20 protein-coding genes are annotated in these 20,346 nt (G+C 66.1%); 7 read left to right on the top strand and 13 right to left on the bottom strand.

Features of this window, described 5'->3' with window-relative positions:
• Nucleotides 1-221: 221 nt before the first annotated feature.
• The 4 genes from Q7C18_RS12570 to Q7C18_RS12555 all read right to left on the bottom strand — a co-directional run bounded on the left by Q7C18_RS12570 (nucleotide 222) and on the right by Q7C18_RS12555 (nucleotide 4,372).
• Nucleotides 222-1,031 carry an ABC transporter permease gene (locus Q7C18_RS12570; RefSeq protein WP_311025673.1) on the bottom strand — a complete coding sequence of 270 codons (810 nt, stop codon included), beginning with the start codon at nucleotides 1,029-1,031 and terminating at the stop codon, nucleotides 222-224.
• A gap of 9 nt (nucleotides 1,032-1,040) precedes the next feature.
• Nucleotides 1,041-1,937, bottom strand: coding sequence for an ABC transporter permease (locus Q7C18_RS12565; protein ID WP_311025672.1), 897 nt, complete (start codon nucleotides 1,935-1,937; stop codon nucleotides 1,041-1,043).
• Between the two features lie 70 nt (nucleotides 1,938-2,007).
• Complete coding sequence (locus Q7C18_RS12560; protein ID WP_311025671.1) at nucleotides 2,008-3,207, bottom strand: extracellular solute-binding protein; 1,200 nt, start codon at nucleotides 3,205-3,207, stop codon at nucleotides 2,008-2,010.
• Between the two features lie 76 nt (nucleotides 3,208-3,283).
• Nucleotides 3,284-4,372, bottom strand: a complete 1,089-nt coding sequence (locus tag Q7C18_RS12555) for an ABC transporter ATP-binding protein (protein ID WP_311025670.1) — start codon at nucleotides 4,370-4,372, stop codon at nucleotides 3,284-3,286.
• Nucleotides 4,373-4,527: 155 nt separating this feature from the next.
• On the opposite strand from Q7C18_RS12555, the gene Q7C18_RS12550 reads away from it, so the two are divergent.
• The gene (locus tag Q7C18_RS12550; RefSeq protein WP_311025669.1) at nucleotides 4,528-5,307 is read left to right on the top strand and encodes a GntR family transcriptional regulator; all 780 of its coding nucleotides are present in this window, start codon (nucleotides 4,528-4,530) and stop codon (nucleotides 5,305-5,307) included.
• 2 nt (nucleotides 5,308-5,309) lie between these two features.
• Nucleotides 5,310-6,050 carry a cache domain-containing protein gene (locus Q7C18_RS12545; protein ID WP_311025668.1) on the top strand — a complete coding sequence of 247 codons (741 nt, stop codon included), beginning with the start codon at nucleotides 5,310-5,312 and terminating at the stop codon, nucleotides 6,048-6,050.
• Nucleotides 6,051-6,198: 148 nt separating this feature from the next.
• Here the strand turns inward: Q7C18_RS12545 and Q7C18_RS12540 are convergent, their stop codons facing one another.
• Genes Q7C18_RS12540 through Q7C18_RS12525 form a run of 4 tightly spaced genes read right to left on the bottom strand, consistent with a single transcriptional unit; the run spans nucleotide 6,199 to nucleotide 9,830 of the window.
• On the bottom strand, nucleotides 6,199-7,371 hold the full coding sequence (locus tag Q7C18_RS12540; protein ID WP_311025667.1) for a M20 family metallopeptidase: 1,173 nt from the start codon (nucleotides 7,369-7,371) through the stop codon (nucleotides 6,199-6,201).
• The gene (locus Q7C18_RS12535; protein ID WP_311025666.1) at nucleotides 7,368-8,045 is read right to left on the bottom strand and encodes a DUF1028 domain-containing protein; all 678 of its coding nucleotides are present in this window, start codon (nucleotides 8,043-8,045) and stop codon (nucleotides 7,368-7,370) included. Before Q7C18_RS12535 ends, Q7C18_RS12540 begins: the two co-directional genes overlap by 4 nt.
• 23 nt (nucleotides 8,046-8,068) lie before the next feature.
• Complete coding sequence (locus Q7C18_RS12530; RefSeq protein ID WP_311025665.1) at nucleotides 8,069-8,473, bottom strand: RidA family protein; 405 nt, start codon at nucleotides 8,471-8,473, stop codon at nucleotides 8,069-8,071.
• Between the two features lie 58 nt (nucleotides 8,474-8,531).
• The gene (locus tag Q7C18_RS12525) at nucleotides 8,532-9,830 is read right to left on the bottom strand and encodes an NAD(P)/FAD-dependent oxidoreductase (RefSeq protein ID WP_311025664.1); all 1,299 of its coding nucleotides are present in this window, start codon (nucleotides 9,828-9,830) and stop codon (nucleotides 8,532-8,534) included.
• A gap of 152 nt (nucleotides 9,831-9,982) precedes the next feature.
• On the opposite strand from Q7C18_RS12525, the gene Q7C18_RS12520 reads away from it, so the two are divergent.
• The 4 genes from Q7C18_RS12520 (at nucleotide 9,983) to Q7C18_RS12505 (ending at nucleotide 14,456) form a co-directional block, all read left to right on the top strand.
• Nucleotides 9,983-10,891: a LysR family transcriptional regulator gene (locus Q7C18_RS12520; protein WP_311025663.1), complete on the top strand. Its 909-nt coding sequence runs from the start codon at nucleotides 9,983-9,985 to the stop codon at nucleotides 10,889-10,891.
• 160 nt (nucleotides 10,892-11,051) lie between these two features.
• Entirely contained in the window at nucleotides 11,052-11,318 is a 267-nt protein-coding gene (locus Q7C18_RS12515) for a hypothetical protein (protein ID WP_311025662.1), read from the top strand.
• On the top strand, nucleotides 11,315-12,850 hold the full coding sequence (locus Q7C18_RS12510; protein WP_311025661.1) for a sodium:solute symporter family protein: 1,536 nt from the start codon (nucleotides 11,315-11,317) through the stop codon (nucleotides 12,848-12,850). The genes Q7C18_RS12515 and Q7C18_RS12510 overlap by 4 nt, the downstream gene beginning before the upstream one ends.
• 103 nt (nucleotides 12,851-12,953) lie before the next feature.
• The gene (locus Q7C18_RS12505; protein ID WP_311025660.1) at nucleotides 12,954-14,456 is read left to right on the top strand and encodes an aspartate ammonia-lyase; all 1,503 of its coding nucleotides are present in this window, start codon (nucleotides 12,954-12,956) and stop codon (nucleotides 14,454-14,456) included.
• Here the strand turns inward: Q7C18_RS12505 and Q7C18_RS12500 are convergent.
• Nucleotides 14,359-14,985, bottom strand: coding sequence for a TRIC cation channel family protein (locus tag Q7C18_RS12500; protein ID WP_311025659.1), 627 nt, complete (start codon nucleotides 14,983-14,985; stop codon nucleotides 14,359-14,361). The genes Q7C18_RS12505 and Q7C18_RS12500 overlap by 98 nt on opposite strands.
• Nucleotides 14,986-15,086: 101 nt before the next feature.
• Nucleotides 15,087-16,103, bottom strand: coding sequence for an MBL fold metallo-hydrolase (locus tag Q7C18_RS12495; protein ID WP_311025658.1), 1,017 nt, complete (start codon nucleotides 16,101-16,103; stop codon nucleotides 15,087-15,089).
• A 158-nt stretch (nucleotides 16,104-16,261) separates the two neighbouring features.
• On the opposite strand from Q7C18_RS12495, the gene Q7C18_RS12490 reads away from it, so the two are divergent.
• Nucleotides 16,262-17,158 carry a LysR family transcriptional regulator gene (locus Q7C18_RS12490; RefSeq protein WP_070161325.1) on the top strand — a complete coding sequence of 299 codons (897 nt, stop codon included), beginning with the start codon at nucleotides 16,262-16,264 and terminating at the stop codon, nucleotides 17,156-17,158.
• A 2-nt stretch (nucleotides 17,159-17,160) separates the two neighbouring features.
• On the opposite strand, the gene Q7C18_RS12485 is transcribed toward Q7C18_RS12490, so the two are convergent.
• Genes Q7C18_RS12485 through Q7C18_RS12475 form a run of 3 tightly spaced genes read right to left on the bottom strand, consistent with a single transcriptional unit; the run spans nucleotide 17,161 to nucleotide 20,317 of the window.
• Nucleotides 17,161-18,795, bottom strand: coding sequence for a tripartite tricarboxylate transporter permease (locus Q7C18_RS12485; protein WP_311025657.1), 1,635 nt, complete (start codon nucleotides 18,793-18,795; stop codon nucleotides 17,161-17,163).
• A 26-nt stretch (nucleotides 18,796-18,821) separates the two neighbouring features.
• The gene (locus tag Q7C18_RS12480) at nucleotides 18,822-19,334 is read right to left on the bottom strand and encodes a tripartite tricarboxylate transporter TctB family protein (RefSeq protein ID WP_070161331.1); all 513 of its coding nucleotides are present in this window, start codon (nucleotides 19,332-19,334) and stop codon (nucleotides 18,822-18,824) included.
• 5 nt (nucleotides 19,335-19,339) lie between these two features.
• A complete protein-coding gene (locus Q7C18_RS12475) occupies nucleotides 19,340-20,317 on the bottom strand; it encodes a tripartite tricarboxylate transporter substrate binding protein (protein ID WP_311025656.1) in 978 nt (325 codons plus the stop codon).
• Nucleotides 20,318-20,346: the final 29 nt, after the last annotated feature.

Genomic DNA, 20,346 nt, shown 5'->3' with positions numbered 1-20,346 from the left:
AGTGAAAGCCCGGGACGCGGCCTGGAACGCCGCATCCACATCCTGAGCATCCGAGATCGGCGAGACCGCCACCGGCTGCCCAGTGGCCGGATTCACCACCTCGAAATCCTCCTGGCCCTGAGCCGGCACGAACCGACCATCGATGAAATTCTCCAACCGCTCACCCATGAGTGAACCTCCTGATCTCTGAGGGATATGCTCTGGTCTGGTGCTGCCGCCGCTCAGTCCTCTCCCACCGAGCGGGTCAGCCGCTGGGAGAGGTAGACCGGAATCATCGACGCGAGGATGACCACGGTGGCGACCACATTCAGCAGGGTCTGCTGGTTCGGCCGGGCCATGTTGTTCAGCATCCACAGCGGCAGCGTCTCCACCCCGGGCGGGGCGGTGAAGATCGTCACCACGATCTCGTCGAAGGACAGGGCGAAGGCCAGCAGGCCGCCGGCCACGAAGGCGGTCCGGAAGCCCGGAAAACTGACCTTCCAGAAGGTCCTGCCCACACCGGCGCCCAGATCTGCCGAGGCTTCCTCCAGCCCCGGGTTCATGCGGTTGAGCCGCGCCTGGACGTTGTTGAACACCATCACCACACAGAAGGTGGCGTGGCCGATGATCAGCCCGTAGAACCCCACGGTGATGCCGATCGGCTCCAGCACGTTCTTGTAGGTGTTGTTCAGTGCCACTCCGGTGATGATGCCGGGCAAGGCGATGGGCAGCACGATCAGCAGGTTGATGGAGGTCTTCCCGAAGAAGTCGTAGCGCTGCAGCGCCAGGGCGGCCAGCGTGCCGAGCACCAACGCGATGACGGTGGCGCCCAGCGCGGTCAGCAGCGAGTTGACCAGCGCCTCTCTGATGGCCGGGGTCTCAGCGGCCAGCACCCACCAGCGCAGGGAGAACTCGCTGATCGGCCATCCGGAGATCTGCGACGCGTTGAAGGAGTTCGCGATCACCAGCAGCAGAGGGGCGTACATGAAGGTCAGAATGGTCAGAGTGATGGCCCCGAGGGTGACCTTGGAGGCAGTGGACAGGTGGAACACGGTGACTCCTCACAGCTTGTCCAACGCACCGGTCCGCCGGATGGCGAACAGGTAGGCGGCGACCACCAGGATCGGGATGATCGTCAGGGCGGCGGCCAGCGGGGGGTTGAGGTTGACGTTCTGGTTGATGATCGTGGCCAGCATCTGAGTCCTGGCCCCCACGAACTGGGCGGCGATGAAGTCACCCAGGCTCAGCGAGAACGTGAACAGGGAACCGGCGATCATCGCCGGCATCAGCAGCGGCAGCACCACGGTGCGCAGCGTGAACCACGTGCCGGCGCCCAGGTCGGCGGCGGCGCTGAACAGGTTCGGCGGGATCTGGCGCATCGCCGTGTACACCGGGATCGCCATGAACGGGAACCACAGATAGGTCAGCGTCCAGATGACAGCGAACTGACCATAGCCTGGGCCGCTGAGTCCGAAGGGATCCAGCAGCCAGTTCACCGGTCCGGTCTCTCCGAGGCTGATCCGCATGGCGAAGACCTTCACCAGATACCCGGCCCACAGCGGCAACGTGATCGCCATCGCCAGGAAGCCCCTCCACCGGGCGCTGGCCACCTTCGCCATGAAGATCGCCAGCGGCAGGGACAGCACCGCACAGGTCACGGTGACGACGGCGGCGATGCCGATGGTCCGCGCCGTCGTGCTCAGATAGGCCGGGGTCGTGAAGACGTTGATGAAGTTGTCGAAGGTGAAGTCCCGCTGCACCTGAGAGGTGAAGGGGTCCGTGGTCCAGAAGGCCGTGACCAGCAGCAGCAACAGCGACCCGATGTAGACCCCCAGCATCCACAGCAGCGGGAGGCTGAGCAGCCCGTAGAGGCGGAGTCGGGGCCGGGCATGCAGCGCGCTGGAGAGCCGGGAGGGGCGCGACGTCGTCGTCATGGGGGCGGGCATCGTGGCGGGCATGGTGTCTCTCCTCATCAGGTGGGGCCCGGCGGCGTGCCGCCGGACCCCACGGCGTCCCGAACGGGACGGCTCATCCCTTGACCCGGGCCCAGGCCTCGGTCCACTGCTGGTAGTTGGTGCAGGTGACGTCGGTCCTGCCGTCCAGGCACTGCTCGATCGGAGTGGTCCAGAACCAGACCTGCGAGTAGTAGTCCTCATCGGTGGCGTGGAACATCTCGCAGTGTTCCTCGTTCTCCCGGGAGCCCTCACAGGCCAGCGTGTTCGCCGGCGCCATGCCGAAGTTCTGGGCGATCTGCGCATTGATCTCCGGGGAGGTCGCCCAGTCCATCCACAGGTAGGCGCAGGTGGTGTTCGGCGACTCGGAGTGGATCATCCAGGCGTCCGACCACCCGGTGGCGCCCTCCTCCGGAAGCACGCCGGCGTAACCGTCGCCCAGCACGTTGAGGATCACCTGCCAGCTGGTGCCCAGTGTGCTGGAACCGCTCTGGAATGAGGAGACGTTGGCGGTGTACAGAGCCCAGTACTCGCTGACGATCTCGTTCTGCTGCTGCAGCAGCTCCACGGCCGCATCAAGCTGTTCCTCGTCCAGGGCATACGGGTTCTCGATGCCCAGGTCCGGCTCATGGTGCATCAGGTACAGCGCGGCGTCGGCGATGTAGATGGGCGAGTCATAGGCGATGATCTCCCCGGCATAGGGGGAGTCCGCCTCCCAGGTGACGTCCCAGCTGGTGGGGGCCTCCTCCACCTCGTCCTCGTTGTACTGCAGGATGTTGGCCCCGCGCCCCAGCGGCACCCCGTAGGCGTCTCCGTTGATGGTGTCGTAGACCTGACCGATCATGCCTTCGGCGATGTTCTCGTCGAAGTTCTCCAGCAGATCCAGATTGATGGGGGCGACGTCGCCGCCGGCGATGAGCCGCAGACTCGCATCTCCGGACGCGGAGATCAGGTCATAGTCGCCGCTGCGCATCAGCGAGACCATCTGGTCGCTGGTCTCCCCGATGCGTCGGTTGACCTCGCAGCCGGTCTGCTCCGTGAACTCAGTGACCCAGTCGGCGTCGGGGTTGTTGGTCCCGTCCTCGACGAAGCCCGGCCAGGCCACGATGTTGACCTGCCCCTCCGGTTCGCCGAGCTCCTCCAGGGCGGGGATGTCAGGGACGTCGAGGCTGAAGCCCTCGTCGTCGCCTGCGGCGGCGTCGCCGCCTCCGCAGGCCGTCAGGGCCAGGACGGCGGCGCTGAGTGCGCCGACCGTGGTGGTCGCGGTCTTCTTCATCGGACACTCCTTCGTGTGGCGAGGTGATTCGAGCCCCCAGGGCTTCCCCCTGGGGACGGATGACGCGCAATTCTCGTCAGGTTCCGGTCGTCCCGGGGACGTCGTAGACGTCGGAGGCGGCGTAGAGCAGGCGCACCGCGTCTCCGCGCTGGTGCCCAGCCACGCCGCCGCGGGAGGTGTTCGGCACGGTGGCCATGAGCTGGATCCCGGCGACGTCGACCACGTAGGTCGTGTGCGGCCCGGCGTAGACGACCTCCGCCACCGTCCCCTCCAGGCTGCTCAGCTCGGAGGGCACCACGGCGCCGGCCGCCGCCAGCCGGACGCGCTCCGGCCGGATGCTGACCTGGGCCGGCCTGCCGAACAGCTCGGCGGCGCGGGCGGCGTCCACGATGTTCGCCGCACCCAGGAAACCAGCGACGAACGGGCTGGCGGGCCTCTCGTAGACCTCCACGGGCGTGCCCACCTGCTCGATGCGGCCCTCGTTGAAGACGGCCACGCGGTCGCTCAGAGTCAGCGCCTCCTCCTGATCATGGGTGACGAAGACGAACGTGATCCCGACGTCGCGCTGGATCTGCTTCAGCTCGATCTGCATCTGCTCGCGCAGCTGCTTGTCCAAGGCGCCGAGCGGCTCGTCGAGCAGCAGCACCCGAGGCTGGAGGATCAGGGCGCGGGCCAGGGCGATGCGCTGCCGCTGGCCGCCGGAGAGCTGGGAAGGCAGCCGGTCGGCCACATGGGCCAGCTGCACCCGCTCCAGGGCGTCGTGGACCTGCCGGCGTCGAGTCTCCTTCGGAACCCGCCGGGCCGTGAGCCCGTAGCCCACGTTCTGGGCGATGGTCATGTGAGGGAAGAGCGCGTAGTCCTGGAAGACGGTGTTGACGTCCCGGTCGAAGGGCGCGGAGCCGGTGACGTCGGCGCCGTCGAGCAGGATCCGGCCGGCGCTGGGGCGCTCGAAGCCGGCGATCATGCGCAGCACGGTGGTCTTGCCGGAGCCGGAGGGGCCCAGCATGGAGAAGAACTCACCGCGCGGGATCCGCAGGTCCAGGTCCTTCACGGCGGTGAAGTCTCCGAAGGTCTTGGTGACGCCCTCGAGGCAGACGGCCGTGTCGGCGCCGTCGACGTCCTGGTCAGCGAGGTGACCGGAAGCGGGAGTGATGGTGGCGGTCATCGGGGTGCTCCTTCGAAACCCGGGTCAGTGATGCCGACCACATTACATATGCTTCCAGATGTTATAGGTAAAGATTTGGTAACAGATGTTTTCTGGGACGGGACGCACGGCGATACTGAGACCGGGGCCAGCCCCGGCCCGCAGAGAGGAACTCCGTGACCGTCAGCTCAGCGCACAGCTCGCGGATGCATGCCGCGATCTTCAACCCCCTCGGCGAGGAGGGCCGCGCCGCACTGGTCACCGCGCGCCTGAGCCAAGGCATCCGCGCCGGCGTGCTGCGGGACGGTCAGCGGCTCCCCAACGAGTTCGAGCTCGCGGGCTCCTTCGGCGTCGCGGTGGTCACCGTGCGAGAGGCCCTCGGCACCCTGCGTGACCAGGGGCTGATCACCACCCGTCGCGGACGCAACGGGGGCAGCTTCGTCTCCACCTCCCACCAGGAGATCACCCGCGCCAATGAGCGCCTGCTGGCCTCCATGAGCCGTGTCGCCCTGACCGACCTGTGCCACCACTACCGGGCCATCGCCGTCGCCTGCGCCGAGCTGGCCTGCCGTCGCGCCACGGACGACGACGTCGCCGTGCTCGCCGGCATCGTCGACTCCCTCCCCCAGGTCCCCACCGAGACCTGGCGCGCCGCCGTCTCCGACGTGCAGCTGGAGCTCGCCGCACTCGGCGGCTCCGCACGGCTGACCCGGGAACACATGACCCTGCAGCGGGAGCTGCTGCCGCTGCTCGCCCTGCAGGACGACGAGGCAGCGGCCCGGCGTGCCCATGAGGACCATCTGCGCGGCCACCTCCAGGCGGTACGGGTACACGACGCCGACGCCGCCCGCGGCGCGCTCACCCGCAGCGTGGAGCACACCCAGGTCTGGCTGCTGGAGCGCCGCGGCACCCTGCAGGCCCAGTCCCACCAGCAGCACGATGCGACGGGAGCATGACCATGACCACCCCGACCGGCCACGCGGGCAGCGCCGCCCAGCCGAGCCCCCGACAGCCCAGCGCCGCCATGCAGCACACCGCCGATGCGGTGGACCGCTTCTTCGCCGAAGTCTTCCGCATCCTGGATGACTGGCAGCCTCGCCTGGCCGACGCGCTGCGCCCCGGCACCGCCGGCAGCGGGCTGTCCCTGCAGGACCTCAATGCCGCGGTCCGCGACGACGCCCTCGCCGCCCTGGACTCCCCCAGGGTGCCGATCTTCGGCGCCGGATTCATCGGCTCCCCAGAGGCCTTCCCCGGGCCGGCAAGCCCGCTGGCCTGGTGGCAGGGGCCCGAGAAGAGCCACCTGACAGCCACGGCTGAATTCTGCGACCGCTACTTCGTGGAGTTCCAGCGCCTGGAGTGGTACCGGATCCCTGAGCAGACCCACCGCTCCCATGTCACCGGCCCCTATGTGGACTATCTGTGCAGCACGGAGGTGACGCTCACCAGCTCCGTGCCGCTGATCCTGGAGGGGCGGTTCATCGGCGTCAGCTGCCTGGACGTCCTGGTCGAGGCCCTGGAGGACATCCTGGCGCCTCCGGGCATGTCCGGCGCGCCGCGGCTGACCATCCTCAACGACGCCGCCCGGGTGGTGGTCTCGAACAACCCGCTGCACTCCACGGGAGACGTCATCACCCCGGAACCCCACGGCCCGGCGCCGCTGCGGTGTCGGCGCGCCCCGTTCCGCATCCTGGCGGGTTAGCGGCGAGCCCTGAACGGGCGCTCCCCCGACGAGGCCAGGCGGACGCCTCGCGCTGTGACGAGTGCGTGGCCCCGAGATCTCCTGGCGTCGGCGAAGGGTCTCTTCCCCGGGCCTCAGCCCGCCGGGACGCTCGGTCCCCCATGACCCGTCAGCTCCGGAGGAAGTCCTCGACCGTGGCGGCCAGGAGGTAAGCCCCCTCGATCACGGCTCGATCAGCGGCCGGGGACACCGCTGCCTGCGCGAACTCCTTCTGATGGTTGACCGCGGGCAGTGAGTCGATGGACAGGTAGGGGTGTATCGCACGGGTGACCAGCGAGACGTTCCCCATGTCAGTGGAGGCGGTATTCATGCCGCCTCCCGCCGATTCCTCCCGGTCCATGTCCCGCCCCACGGTCCGCGCGTTGACGGCGAAGAGGTCCGCGAGCTCGGCGTCATTGCGAAACTCGGAGTAGCGCGGGCTCGTCTCCACCACCTCCATGGAGGCCCCCGCGGCGAGCGCGCCCGCCTCGAAGCAGCCACGCACTCTCTCGAAGGTGGCCTCCAGCTCGTCGAGATCAGCGGCCCTGACATACCACGAGCCACGGCAATGGTCTGGGATCACGTTCGGGGCCGAACCAGCCTCCCGGACGATGCCATGCACTCTGGTGCTCGCGGGCAGCTGCTGCCGGAGCAGCCCGATCGCCACCTGAGCGACGGTCATCGCATCAGCAGCGTTCGTCCCCAGGTGAGGATAGGCCGCGGCATGTGCCGCGAAACCCGTGTAGACGACGTCGAAGTGAGCCACCGCGAACGGGCGTGCATACAAGGAGTTCGCCGGGCCGGGGTGCACCATGAGTGCCGCCTCGAGATGGTCGAAGGCCCCGCCCTCGATGAGATGGATCTTTCCTCCGCCACCCTCCTCGGCCGGAGTGCCGATCACTTCCACCGTCGCATCCAGCTCGCCGGCGAGGTCCCGCAGCGCCGCCGCGGCCCCGACCGCGGCGGCGGCGATGATGTTGTGCCCGCACGCGTGGCCGATCCCCTCGAGCGCGTCGTATTCGGCGATGAACCCCACATGGCGGCTCCCGGTCCCCAACCGGGCACGGAAGGCCGTGTCCAGCTTCCCGAAGGGCATCTCGATCTGAAATCCCAGCTCGCGGAGCATCCCGGATATCCGCTCTGCTGAGCGAAACTCCTGCCAGCGGATCTCCGGGGCGGCATGCAAGCCATGGCTCAGGCCCACCAGCTCCTTCCCGATCGCGTTGACAGCGCGGGCCGTCTGCCGGCGAACGGCCGGGAGCTCACTCTCCGGAATCTGGTGGAGCCTCTCGCCCGCACTCATCGGAGGTCTCCGGCCACGCCGAAGCCAGGTGCTTCATCAGGGTTCAGGGCCCGAGTCCTATAGTCGTTCTTCACCGGCTCCCACAGAGACCAGAGACGCAGCAGCTCCGCGACCGGCTCGTCGGCGTCGTCGACCCGCAGGTCCGTCGTGGCCCATGAGACGTCGTCGATCACCTTGAGGCCGGCCGAGCGCACCGGACCAGCTTCTCCACCGGCCGCGAGCGCAGCCTGCAGCCCCGCCATCAGTCGGGCCTCGAGGCTGCTGCCTCGGCCTGCGTGGTACGCCTCCACCATGGCGTCGACGGTGTCGGCAGAGGCCAGCAGGTTCCCCGCCGCCACCGCAGCATCTGCCGATGCCCAATGGTTGATCCCCAGGGAGTTCTCACCTGAGTGATGAGCCGTCCGGCCCTCATCGTCCACCACGGAGAGCTGCCGATAGTCTGCGAACGGTTCCTCCTGAAGCGTCCTGCTCAGAGCATCCTCACTGCCGAGCCCCTGCTCAAGACGGTCGAGGATGGCGGGCCCCAACCCCGGGTTCGTCACGTTCTGACTGGCGACGACCCCCACCCCACGGCGCAGATGAATGCATCGGGAGGCGACAGCGGGCGACGAGGAACATACGACCATCCCGAATGAGCCGGACTCGGGGTCCCTTGCTGCAAGTGAAAACGTCATGGCATCTCCTGTGAAGAGTCGGTTCAGAGCACTGCGGTGGCGTCGATCTCCACGAGCCACTCGGGCCGGGCGAGGGCCTCCACCACCAGTCCGGTGGAGACGGGATGGACACCCCTCAGGTATCTGCCCATGACCCGGTAGACGCTCTCCCGGTACCGGATGTCCGTGAGGTAGACCGTCACCTTGACGATGTCTTCGATCGATCCGCCGGCTTCGGTCACCAGCAGCGAGATGTTCTCCATGGCCTGCACCGTCTGTGCTTCGACATCTCCGATGCCGACGGACTCCCTGGTCTCCAGGTCCTGCGCGACCTGGCCACGCAGGTAGACGACGCCGTTGGCGACGACGGCTTGGCAGAGATCGTTGTCCAGGTTCTGCTCTGGATAGGTGTCTTTGGTGTTGAACGGTCGAATACGCATGTGCTTCATCGCTGTCACTTCCTTCTCATGCTCTCTGTGAAAGGGCGGGGATCGGCAGGGGCACGGTCTATGTGGATCGCGGAGCACCCTCGAGAACAGCCGGCCGGAGGCCATCGACCGCAGTCTCATGGTCCAGGTAGCCCTGCTGGATCATGATGTGATCGGCGATGTGCTTGGCGTCATGCCAGACTCCCCAGATGAAGCTCGACCCTCTGCTCGACTGCCAGGGGAGCCCCAGGAAGTAGATCCCTGGCTCCGCTGCGACTCCTCGTTGATGACGAGGCCTGCCGTCGTGGTCGAACGCATCGACCTTCAGCCAGCTGTAGTCGACGCGGAACCCGGTGGCCCACACCACGGAGGTGATGCCGGCGTCGTCGACCTCCAGCTCCAGGATCGGGTCTGTGAGGCATCCGGGCTCCGGGCGCAGCTCACGCGCCTCCGGCTCTTCGGGCAGATCGAGGCCGTTTCTCTCGACGTAGGCATCGGCCTCATCGAGCAGGGAGAGGTAGTTGGCATCGCCATCGGCGATGTTGCTCCTCAGGTCCTCGGCGAAATGCAGTCTTCCCTCGGCGAACGATTGAGTCCGCCCGAGAAGCGTGATGCCGTCGGCGGCCAGAGCGCGGAAGTCGACGGTCTGACCTCCGTGTGCACCGCTGACAGCGATCGTGACGTGCTCGGATCCGCTCGGTGGAGCGGAAGCCGCCCACTTGTTGAGCACGCCGAGCCACCAGACGAAGTCCCGCCCACGATAGCTCCGTGGAGGCCTGTCGTGCGGGCCGACGGACAGATAGACCTGGCGTCCGGCTCTCCGGAGCTCATCGGCGATCTGCACACCTGATGACCCTGCCCCGACCACCAGCACCGCCCCTGCCGGCAGCTGCTCGGGGCGTCGATAGGAGCTGGAATGGAGCTGCTGCAGCCCCAGGTCCGCGGGAAGGAGATCCGGAACGACGCCCTTCTGGAAGGGCCCGGTCGCAGCGACGACGTACCGGGCCTCGATCGCACCGTCTGAGGTCTGCACGTGAAAGCCGGGCCTCCCGGCGTTCTTCCGGACCGAGGTGACTTCGACCCCGCACCGAACCGGGGCGTCGATCATGTCGGCATACGAGACGAAGTAGTCGGCCACCTGTTCCTTGGAAGCGAAGGCATCGCCAGGGATTCCGTCGAACTCCCGACCGGGAAAGCGGTCATGCCATGCCGGCCCGTTGGCCACCAGCGAGTCCCAGCGCTCGGAGCGCCAGCGCTCAGCGATGCGGCCCCTCTCCAGCACGAGATGAGGGATCTCCCGAGCACCCAGGTGCTCGCTGATGGCGATCCCCGCTTGACCGGCGCCGACGACGAGCACCTCAGTCTGTTCGTATGACATCCCTCGCCCTCTCACTCTTGTGACACTGCCTGGTGAGACCCATCATCAGCGGCCTTCCGCATCACTTCAAACATCGAGAAGGCATGCACTGCATAAGATCAATGGAAGAATGATGACCAGCCGCAGCTTTCCCAATCGCCCAGGGGGCACGCATGCCACGGCCACAGAACGAACTGACGCTGTCGCAGATCCGGTACTTCGTCCGCGCCGCGGAGCTCGGCTCCATGACGGAGGCCGCCGGAGAGCTGTTCGTCGCCCAATCAGCCATCTCCACCGCAATCTCGCACCTGGAGGCGTCCCTGGGGTGCAAGCTGCTGGTGAGACAACGCTCCCGAGGGGTCGTGCTCACCGAACAGGGAAGAAGCTTCTACACCCGCGCCATGAGTGTCCTGCACGGGTTGGACGACGCGGTGGACTCGGTCCGCCCTGAGCAGCTCTCCGGCTGGCTCACCGCGGGATGCTTCACGACGCTTGCACCCTTCTGGCTGCCGGAGGTCTACGACGCGCTGACCTCCAAGTACTCCGACCTCACCGTCCGCATCAGGGAGGTCACAGCCGATCAGATCCACCCGCTCCTGCTGCGCAGAGAGCTGGAGATCGCGCTGACCTACAGCTTCGACTACGGCAGAGAGGTGACATTCGAGCCCATCTGCGAGGCTCCGATCTACGCGGCCGTCGCCGACGCCTCCCCGCTCGCCGCACGCGAGAGCATCACCCTGGAGGAGCTGGCCGATGAGCCCCTCATCCTCCTCGACCTGGGGAAGAGCACCAACTACTTCCTGTCGATCTTTCGCGAAGCGCGCCTGCAGCCACGAGTGCATCAACGCTTCGAGAGCTTCGAAGTCGTCCGCTCCATGGTGGCTCGGGGCCATGGGTACACCCTCCTGAACCAGCGCCCGGCCCATGACCTGACCAACGACGGCGGCCGAATCGCGCGGCTCAGGATCGACGGCGCTCGATCCCTTCTGCAGATCGGACTGGCATACCGGTCCGGTGAAGCACTCTCACGGAAGGGCCAGGCCTTCGCGGACGAATGCAGGCGCATCTTCTCCGACGACTAGCGCGCGCACTGGGTGCGCTGCATCACGTCTCGTGATGCGCATCCTCGTTTTTCACTCATTGAATACCCTCCCTCATCGGTAAAGACTGGGCGCCATCCAGAACCACCGCTTGCACTGCGGCGCCGCTGACGGCACCTCAGCGTCCGATGAGGAGGATCGTGTGCGAACCAGACCCTACACACTCAAGACAAAAGTGATGTGGACACTTATCATCACTTTGCTGGCGCTCGCCCAGTTTCCGGGAGTTCTTTTCTTCCATGATGTCGCCGAACCCAGAATCTTCGGCATGCCGTTCATCTATGGATACATCATCATCATCTGGGCGCTCCTCTGCGGTGTCCTCCTCTGGGCGTACCTGGCCCACTGGGGCCGCCCCACACCCGCCGGAACGACCACCGACGACACTCAGAAGGGCGTGGATCGATGAATACCCAGGAGATTCTCGGAATCGCAGCCATCGGCGGGGCCCTGGCGATTCCGCTGGTCATCGGGCTGCTCGCCTCCCTTAAGGCGCGACCCACGACCAGCGACTACTTCGTCCAGGGGCGGGCGATGGGACCGATCGCCCTCTTCTTCACCGTGCAGGCCACGTGGTGGAGCGCCTTCGCCTTCCTCGGCTCCAATGCGAACTTCTACCTCTACGGTCCGGCATACTGGACAGCCGTCATCTTCAATGTCTTCTTCGGAATCATGTATTATTGGATCGGAAAGAAAGTCTGGTTCCACGGCAAACGAGGAAACTATCTCACGGCTCGCGATTTCTTCGTCGATCTCTATCGTTCACCGGGGCTGGCCACCTTCATCGCCGTGATCCTGCTGGTCTTCTCCCTGCCTCATCTTCAGATCCAGCTGACCGGTGGGGCCTACCTCATCGACGTGGCCTCCGGAGGGACCATCCCCTTCTGGGTGGGCGGCCTGCTCTTCTACACCGTCATCATCGCCTATGTCTGGGCAGGCGGGCTTCGCGCCATCGCCTGGACTGACATCTTCTACGGAGTCGGGATCTTCTTCGGACTCATCGCCGCGGGCGTCTACATCCTGGGCGAGGTAGGCGGAATGGGCACCATGTTCGATCAGATCGAGCAGGTCCGCCCCGAGAATCTCATCCTCGGGGACGGGATGTGGATGTACTGGATCGCATTGGCCATCATCACACCGATCGGTGCTCTGATGACGCCCCAGCTCTGGACACGCATGTATGCGGCGAAGAGCCCTCGCCCGTTCGACCTGATGCCGTTCCTGCTGGGTCTCGTGGCGATCGCCTACATCGGTGCCATGGTGATCGGCAATTCAGCGGTGCTCCTCGAGCCCGACGTCGAGCAGCCGGACCATGTGCTTCCGATCATGCTCCTGGAGCATGCGCCGCTGCTGCTCGCGCTGCTCGTAATCGCTGCCGGCGCCGGCGCTGCGATGTCCACGGCGAACTCACAGGTCCACGCCATGGCGGCCAGCTACACCATCGACTTCCACGGTCGGTACTTCCAGAAAGACCTGCCCGAACGAAAGCGCATCTGGGTCGGACGCTGGGCGATCCTGGCCTTCTGCGCCATCGCCTATGTGATGGCCCTCTACATTCCGGGCCTGCTGATCGCCATCGGCCTGGTCGCCTACGCCGGCCTGGCCCAGGTGATCGTCCCGACGGTGGGCGCACTCTTCTGGCGCCGCGCCAGCGTCGCCGGCGCGACCTCCGGTCTGATCGTGGGCATCACCACGCTCGTACTGTTCACGGTCTTCCCGGCACTGGTCCCCGGGCCGTTCAGCGTCCACGGTGCCGGCCTGCTGTCACTCCTGCTGAACGTGGTCGTCTTCATCAGCATCAGCCTCCTGACGAAGCCCAGGAGCTCCGAGCTCCTCCTCAAGATCCGCCGTCGCCAGCAGGACTTCGAGGAGGAGCGCTGGGAGGACACCCCCGCCGCACCGGAGACGTCGTCAGCCGCAGACGTGAGCACCACCCGCTGACACCTCGCACGGGGCTCCCCGGGCACCGGTCAGGGGAGCCCCGTGCCTCGTCCCCGCGACGGAGCCGAGGCCTGAGGCATGAGGACCGAGGAAGGGCTCAGTCATGCATACCACCCGAACAGAGCGGGACCTGCTGGGCACCCTGCCCATCCCCGCCCAGAACTACTACGGGGTGCACACCACCCGCGCAGCCGAGAACTTCCGGATCAGCGGCACCCCCATCTCCGCCTATCCGGGTCTCATCAACGCACTCGCGGCCGTAAAACAGGCAGCTGCCCACGTGAATCGTTCCCTGGGGGTGCTCAGTCCGGAACGCGCCGACGCCATCTGGGACGCATGCTCCCAGATCCGGGACGGGAAGTTCCATGACCAGTTCATCGTGGACGTCTTCCAGGGTGGGGCGGGCACCTCGACCAATATGAACGCCAACGAGGTGATCGCCAATGTGGCCCTCGAACGGATGGGATTCAGCAAGGGCGCCTACGAGAACCTGCATCCTCTTGACCACGTGAACCTCGGCCAGAGCACCAATGACGTGTATCCCACTGCGCTGAAGATCGCCCTCCTGGGCGAGCTTCGCCTGCTCCGCCATGCCATGCAGGATCTCGTGGAGACCTTCCGCAGGAAGTCAGAGGAGTTCTCCCATGTGCTGAAGATGGGCAGGACCCAGCTGCAGGATGCCGTTCCGATGACCCTCGGACAGGAGTTCTTCACCTACGCCGTCATGCTCGAGGAAGACCGCAACAGACTGGTGGAAGCCATGGACCTGCTCACCGAGATCAATCTCGGCGGAACCGCCATCGGGACCGGCCTCAACACCCATCCCGCCTATGCAGAGCTCGTGCGCTCGAAGCTCTCCGAGCTGCTGTCCACAGAACTCCGCACCGCAGAGAACCTCATCGAAGCCACCCAGGACGCCGGCGCCTTCGTCCAGCTCTCCGGTGTGCTGAAGCGGGTCGCCGTCAAGCTCTCGAAGACCTGCAGCGACCTTCGCCTGACCTCATCAGGCCCCCGAGCGGGGCTGAACGAGATCAACCTTCCCCCCGTGCAGGCGGGATCCAGCATCATGCCGGGAAAGGTCAATCCGGTGATACCTGAGGTCGTCAACCAGGTGGCCTACGAGGTCATCGGCAACGATGTGACGGTGACGCTGGCGGCAGAGGGCGGGCAGCTCCAGCTCAACGCCTTCGAGCCGGTGATCGCGATCAGCCTGCTCCGTTCGCTGACGCACCTCACAGCGGCCTGCCGGACCCTCGATGAGAAGTGCGTGCGGGGGATCACCGCCAACCAGGAGGAGCTCCATGACACGGTCCATCGATCGATCGGACTCGTGACAGTCCTGTGCCCGTACATCGGGTACGCCGAGGCGTCGCTCGTCGCCCAGGAGGCCCTGCTCTCCGGGCGCACCATCACGGAGACGGTCCTCGACAAGGGCCTGATGAGCAGAGAGGCCCTCGACGAGCTACTCGTTCCGCGGAATCTCACCGGCCCGTTCACCGATCACGATCTCATCCCCGCTTCAGCACCGCCAGCGGAATCCGCCACCGGTAGCGCAGCGCCAGCACGCGCAGGCCGAACACCAGCATCGCCACCGCCACGGCACTGACGGCGTTGAAGAGGCCGCCCTCCAGCAGCAGGGCGGTCGCCCCAGCGCCCAGGAAGGCCGGGGCCGCGTAGACGCCCCTGGGGTTGAAGATCTGCGGCACCTCATTGGCCACCACGTCACGCAGCGCTCCACCGCCGACGGCGGTGGTGACCCCGAGCAGTACAGCCGCGATCGGATTCAGCCCTGCCTCATGAGCGATGGTCGCGCCCATGACGCAGAAAAGGGAGAGCCCGAGTGCGTCGAAGACCAGCAGCGTGCGCCTCAGTCGGTCCTCATGGATGAGTCGGATGAACACCGCCAGGACCGCGAGCACCACCGGCACCAGGTATTGCGGGGCCGCGAAGGCATTGGGGACCCCGATGTTCAGCACCAGATCCCGGATCACGCCGCCGCCAAGTCCGGCGAGGCTCGCCAGCAGCAGCGAACCCACCAGATCGAAGCCCTTGCGCACGGCCAGCAGCGCCCCAGAGACGGCGAAGGCGAAGGTGCCCACCAGCTCCAGGACGAGGACCACCATGGTCACAGACATCGTGGCTTTCCTCCTCGGTCATCGCTCGGACCGCGGCGAGGCCCGTGGACACAAGCCTGCCATGCAGGGAGTCTCCTCCGGGTCAGCGGACAGGAGCGACATCAGGTCCTGAAGGGGATGGCGGCAAGGTCATTCGGCACGAGAAACTCGCCCGTATATCCGTCGGCAGCAACCCACTCCCAGGCCGTCGAGCTGAAGCCGGGGACGAGGTGATGCAGCGCCAGACGCCGCGCCCCCGCCTCACGGGCCACGCGAACCGCATCGGCCACCGAGGTGTGGGACTTGTAGTGATGCGCCAAGGAGGCACGCGACATCTCGTCGTCCTTGCCCCGGTACATCGACTCCATGAAGTCGAAATCGATGGCCTCGTGCAGTACCAGTCCGGCGTCCCGGCTCAGTCGAACCATATTCGGTGTGTACGTCGTGTCCCCCGAGACGCACACCGAGCCCTGGGCCGTGTCGAAGCGGAAAGCGAAGGCCGGGGCGACAGGCGGGTGCTGCACAAGGGTGGCCGTGACGACCACTGACTCGTCCCGGAAGATCTCGAAGCCGTTCGTCGCCGGCACCGGATTCTCATTGGGGTGAAACTCCAAGGAGCTGGGGATCTCGATGTCCTGCGCAGCAAAGATGTCGAGCGGCGACGGCCTGAGGGCATCGATGACCCGGTCGTTGAGGTCTGTCGCAGCGGCCTCCATCAGCCGCAGGAACATCTCCGCAGTCCCCGGGGTGGGACTGTACGGAGCCACCGGACTGGGCGCGACGGCGGCCAGTGGAGACACCGGCGGCAGGGCGCCCCGGTCACCGGGACCGATGATCGGCACAGGTCGGCCGATCCTGTCCTGGAGCTCAAAGAGCCCGAACAGGGCCAGTGTGTTGAGGTCCACCGTGTGATCTGAGTGCAGATGCGTGAGGAAGATGCCCTTGAGTCTGCTCATCTCGAGCCCTGCCCTCTCGATCTGGCGGCCGACACCGTGGCCGCAGTCCACCAGATAGAAGCCGTCGTCGACCACGATGGCCGTGGCAATGCCGGTGCGCGAAGAGTCCCGCCAGAACCGCGGCCCGCCGGCCGTGCCCAGTGTGATCACGTGGTGTCCACTCTGCTTCGTCAGTCCGCTCACGGGTCTCCGCTCCTCACTGTCCGCTTGGCGCCTGCTCACGCCCGTCTCGTGGATCCAGTCTGCTCGGGCTGCCCCATAGTGGAAAGCGAATTTAAGTCATGGCAGACTTCGACTCAGATTAAGTTCATGCTCGACTCGCCACGCCTCGAGGAGACACGATGCCGGAGATCACCCTTCGTCAACTGGAGTACTTCCTCGCCGTGGTTGACCACGGCTCGATCAGCGCCGCAGCCCGGCAGCTGCACATCAGCCAGGCGGCCATTTCTGTGGCGATCCGGCAGCTGGAGAAGGGCCTGGACGCAGAGCTGCTGAACCGAGCTCCGGCACGTCGCGCCCAACCCACACCTGCCGGCCAGGCCCTGCTGCCCCATGCCCGGCGGGCCGCCACAGCCATCTCTGATGCATCAGAGGCTGTCAGCAACGACCATTCCGAGATTCGCGGCACGCTGCGCGTCGTCAGTTCAATGACTGTGTCACCGCACGTGCTTCCTCGACTCGTGTCACATTTCGCTGCGGAGCATCCCGCGGTGGACGTGACCATCGCGGAGGCCACCGTTCCCGAGATCCATCAGATGCTGCGGAGCGGACAGGCCGACTTGGGGTTCGCCTATGCACGCCAGTCAGCAGAGGATCTCGACGAGACGCGGATCGGCACGAATCAGCATCACGTGATGCTCCCTGCGGAGCACCCGCTCGCCGATCGTCCCGGCATTCAGCTTCGCGAACTCATCCAGGAGCCGATGATCATGGTGGACATTCCGCCGAGCGTCGAACGCGTCACCCAGATCATCATGGACCTTGGGCTGCAGCCCCGCGTCCAGTGGTCGTCGTCGAACTTCGAGACGGTCCGGTCTCTCGTGGGGCACGGACTCGGCTGGGCGTTCGTGAATGTGACTCCTCAGACGGACATCACCTATGACGGCCTGAAGGTGTCCTACGTGCCGATCCTCGACGACATCCCAGCGAATCCCATCATCGCGCTCACCGCTCCCTCCGAAGAGCTGCCTGCACGCGTGCGAGAGGCGCTGCGGCACCTTCAGGACCAGATGGTCTGACGTCAGGCGTCGTGTCGAGGATCGGTTCCCGGATGACGCGGCGTGTCACCCTCTGCAACTGGCTCGCCCTCTGACCCCGGGCGGGCTCCTGAGTCGGACTCAGCAACCACACCCTCCGCACGCTCGGCCTCCCGAAACTGGTCGATGGTGGGGCGCATGTTCTTCCGGCGGGAGTCCACCACGGTCCAGATGATCACCGCAAGAAGCAGCGACATCAGCACCAGGGGGATCGGGCGGGTCAGGAAGATCATGAACGATCCGTCCGAGAGCACCATTGAGCGCCGGAAATGCTCCTCCAGCAGCGGTCCCAGGATGAACCCCAGGACGAAGGGTCCCAGCCCGAAGTTGAAAGTGCGCAGCACGTAACCGACGATGCCGAAGATCACCGCAAGCAGCACGTCAAACATCGAGTTCCGGACCGAGTACACGCCGGCCACGGCGACCATCAGGATGATCGGAGCCATGATTCCGCCCGGGATGCGCAGGAGTCTCACAAAGAGGCCGATCAGCGGCAGGTTGAGGATCAGCAGCAGGATGTTGCCGACGTACATGGAGGCGATGACGCCCCAGAAGACGTCCGGGTACTCATCGATGAGCTGCGGGCCCGGCGTGATGTTGTGCAGCAGCAGCGCACCGAAGATCAGGGCGAGGACCGGATTCGGGGGCACGCCCAAGGTCAGGAGCGGGAGGAAGGAAGAGTTCGACGAAGAGTTGTCGGCGGTCTCCGTGGCGGCCAGGCCGTCCATGGCACCTTTGCCGAACTTCTCCGGATGGCGGGAGAACCGCCGCTCGGCCCCATAGGCCACCACCGCGGAGATCGTGCCCCCTCCTCCTGGGATGATGCCGATGAAGAATCCGATGATCGAGGACCGCAGGATCGCCATCCGGGTCATCAGCCAGTCCGCGCGCGTTGGGAGGACCCTACCGATCGCCGATCGGGCCAGACCGCCGTAGAAGCCCTGCTGTGCGTTGTACAGGATCTCGCCGATCCCGAACAGCCCCACTGCTACGGCGACGATGCTGACACCGGCCGTCAGCTCGAAACTGCCATAGGTCAGCCGTGGATCAGCCGTGGTGGGATCCAACCCGACAGTGGCGACGATCACCCCCAGCGCGGCCGAGACGATCGCCTTGACCTTCGACCCCGAGCCGAGGAACACGATCATGAGCAACCCCATCGCGGCCAGGACAAACATGTCCGGGCTTCCGACCGACTTGGCCACCCCGGCCAACGTCGGAGCAAGGAAGGACAACCCGATGATGGCCACCGTGCCCCCGAGGAACGAACCGATCGCCGTGATCCCCAGTGCAGGTCCGGCACGGCCTTGCTGAGCCAGCGGATATCCGTCGAACGTGGTCACCACCGCAGAGGCGTCACCCGGCAGGCGCAGCAGGATAGCGGGGATCCGACCCCCGTACATGGATCCGTAGTAGATCCCGGCGAGCATCATCACGGCACCCGCGGGGTCGAGCGAGAAGGTCAGAGGGAGCAGCAGTGCGATGGTCGCCACCGGCCCAAGCCCCGGGATCAGGCCGATCAGTGTGCCCACCGTGACGCCGATGAGGACGAAGAGCAGATTCTCGGGCTGGAACGCCACGCTGAATCCGTGCCCCAGCCCCGCGAGGATGTCGGTCATGGGAAAAGTCGCTTCTCTCAGGTGGATCAGAACGGACGGAGGTTGACCCCGAGGGCCAGGGCGAAGAGCGCGTAGACGGCGGCGGGTGCGATCACAGCGATCAGGATCGACGTCCGCCACCTCATGCGTGCCACGAAGCGCGCCACGATCAACATCACGGGAGCCCCCGCCCCAATCAGGCCCAGCCAGTCATAGGCGGGGACGAAGAGCAGGAGCGGGCCGGCCACGAGGGCGACCCGGGTCAGCTCAGACCGATTCGGCGGATGGAACCGGTGCCGGGTCGCCAGCAGCAGCGGAATGGCCGCCACCACCAGCATCGCGTTGAGGAAGGGCCAGAGGCCCGGACCCGGCCTGGCGATGGAGCCAAGGCCCAGTTGGACCGCGGGGATGATGACGACGGCGGCCAGGGCAGCCAGAACCACCGGCGACCACCAGTCGACGGGTCCGGGTTCATCCAGCTGAGGAGTCCCCTCAAAGTCATCGAGGTGCTCGCGCAGGGGCTCCTGCTCCCGTGCGGGCTGAGAGTTCCGCATCGCCATCGGACTCACGGAACCTCAAGGCCCAGATCCTCGAACAGCGACCGGAACCGTTCCAGCTCAGTCGGCATGTACTCGCTGAACCAGGCTTCTCCCTCCACATCTGGGACCGCACCGCCGGACTGCTCCACGAACTCCACGAACTCGTCGGATTCGACGACAGCGGTCGACGCCGCGGCCAGCACGTCGTAGACCTCCTGGGGCGTATCGGCCGGCACCACGAGGGCCTGGGAACCGGCCGTCTGAAGCTCTTCGAACCCCAACTCGCCGAGTGTCGGGACCTCCTCATCGAGAGCGTCGGGGAGGTAGTCGGTGCTGATGGCCAGGATGCGAAGCTCCCCGGACCGGACTCGTGGCAGGGCGCTGGTGATGTCCTGGACGCCCCAGTCGACATCACCATTGACGAGCGCGGGCAAGGCAGGGGCGCCGCCTGGGAAGGTCGCCACCTCCGCGTCCAGGCCGTAACCCTGGACGATGCCCTCTCCGATCAGGTGAGTCTGGTGGCCCTCACCGAAGGCCGAGTACGTCATCCGGTCGTCGACGTCTTCAAGGTCCTCGAAACTCTCGATCGGCGAGTCATCGGGGACCACGATCACGAACGCGTTCTCAGCGACGGCCTCCACGGATCGGAAGTCCTCGATGCCGTAGGAGACGTCCTGCTGAAGCAGCACCGACGTGAAGGCACCGGTCGGGGCGAAGAGCAGCGTGTGACCGTCGGCGGCAGCATTCGCAGCCTCCGTCGCGGCGATGGCGCCGCCTCCGCCTTCCCGGTTGACCACCAGCACGTTCGCATCGAGCTCGGCCTCAAGCCCCTCGGCGAACTTGCGAGCAGTGGCGTCGTTGTGGCCCCCCGCCGCGAAGCCGACGAGAAGCTCCACGTTCTGGGAGGGGAAGTCAGAGCCGTCTCCGCCCTGCGGCCCGCAGGCCGTCACGACCAGCATGGTCAGAACCGCCCAGGGGGCGAAGAGTGCGCTGCGGGTCCTCATCTTGTCCTCCATGGGTCATCGGTGCAGAA

This window comes from Nesterenkonia sp. CL21 (assembly GCF_031705515.1).
In the GTDB taxonomy this organism is placed as follows: domain Bacteria; phylum Actinomycetota; class Actinomycetes; order Actinomycetales; family Micrococcaceae; genus Nesterenkonia; species Nesterenkonia aethiopica.
The sequence above is the reverse complement of the archived record's forward strand: the minus strand, read 5'-3'. Positions and strand labels throughout refer to the sequence as shown.